Source organism: Streptomyces sp. NPDC057428 (assembly GCF_042803195.1).
Classification (GTDB): Bacteria; Actinomycetota; Actinomycetes; order Streptomycetales; family Streptomycetaceae; genus Streptomyces.
This window is the reverse complement of sequence record NZ_JBHVCT010000224.1, coordinates 1-1,405: the sequence shown is the minus strand read 5'-3', so window position 1 is coordinate 1,405 and position 1,405 is coordinate 1. Positions and strand designations below refer to the sequence as shown.

Here is a 1,405-nt window from a genome sequence, read left to right as displayed (position 1 = left end):
CCTTGCGTCCGGGGTACCACCACCCGAGCTACCTCACACAGCGTGACCGGCGAGCCCGCCCGTCACCGCCGCACCCCCATCAAATTCGAAGACCCCGAATGAATGGGTGATCCTTCTCCTGCGCGGGTAGTCGCAGAGGTTCGCGCAGATGCGCCGTGCGAAAGAGGTTTTGCACCTCCCGTACCCCGAAGTGCGCTGCGCCGATCGAGTGGCATAACCGTCGCCCTTCTAGCCTAATGCACCCACCGAAGGGCCTACTGCCCTTATCGGCGGGTGATGCCTCCAACTCCTCCTGAACGCTGGGCCGGTGTCCACGTGCGTGCCTGAATTCGGGCCACGCACCACACACCGCGATATGGCGGATCACCTGATCTCGTGCGTCATCCAAAAGGAGTCTGGGCATGACCACTTCGACCACCACCGTGACATCGGCGCCTGATCCATCAGTCTTCGGTCAATCGGTCACCTTCACCGCAACCGTCCAACCGGAATTCGTCGGCGGCCCCGTCCCGACCGGCACCGTCGAGTTCCTCGTCGACGCTGTGACCGTCGCGACGCTCCCCCTCGACGCGAGCGGCCAGGCCCAGTACACGACCGGCGACCTCGACGTCGGTCTCCACGCGGTGGACGCCAACTACGGGGGCGACGCCGAGTACGACCCGTCCGGGGGCACGGACACCCAGGAGGTCTCCCTCGCGCGCACCACCACCACTCTGTCCTTCGACCCCGAACCCTCGTACTGCGGCGAGCTGGTGACCTTCACCGCGCAGGTCACCCCGGTCCCTCCGGCCGCAGGAAACCCCACCGGTCTGGTCTCCTTCATCATCAGCGATGACGGCCCGGTGCTGACCGCCCCGGTCGACGGGAACGGACAGGCGCAGGTCAGCATGAACGACCTGCACGTCGGCTTCCACCAGTCAGCCGCCTTCTACACCGGTGACGGAAACTTCGACGCGTCGAACTCGCCCCTCACCCTGCACGTGGTGGAGCACGCACCCGTCTCGATCGTCGTCTCGGCCGACCCCAACCCGTCGGTGTGCGGCCAGTCGGTGACGCTCTGCGTCACCGTGTCGCCGATCGCCTCGGGCGTCGGGACCCCGTCGGGCTCGGTGACCTTCACCGGCCCCGGCGGACTCAACCAGACGCTCACCCTGGACCCGACCGGCACCGCCTGCCTGACCACCACCACGCTCGAGACAGGCACCGTCACCGTCACCTACGGCAGCGACGGGTGTTACGCGAGCGGGACCGGCACGGAAGACGTGACGGTCAACCCGGCCCCGAGCGCGATGTCGCTGACGGTCGACCCGGACCCGTCCGTGTGCGGCGAGACGGTCACGCTGTGCGCGACGGTCACCGCCGTCGCACCCGGCAGCGGCACACCCACCGGCTCGGTGACCTTCAC

1 protein-coding gene is annotated in these 1,405 nt (G+C 67.8%); it reads left to right on the top strand.

The window, feature by feature from the left end; genetic code table 11:
• Positions 1 to 401: 401 nt before the first annotated feature.
• The coding region (locus ACFU5K_RS31895) for an Ig-like domain-containing protein (protein WP_384068238.1) at positions 402 to 1,405 on the top strand (1,004 nt) is incomplete at its 3' end.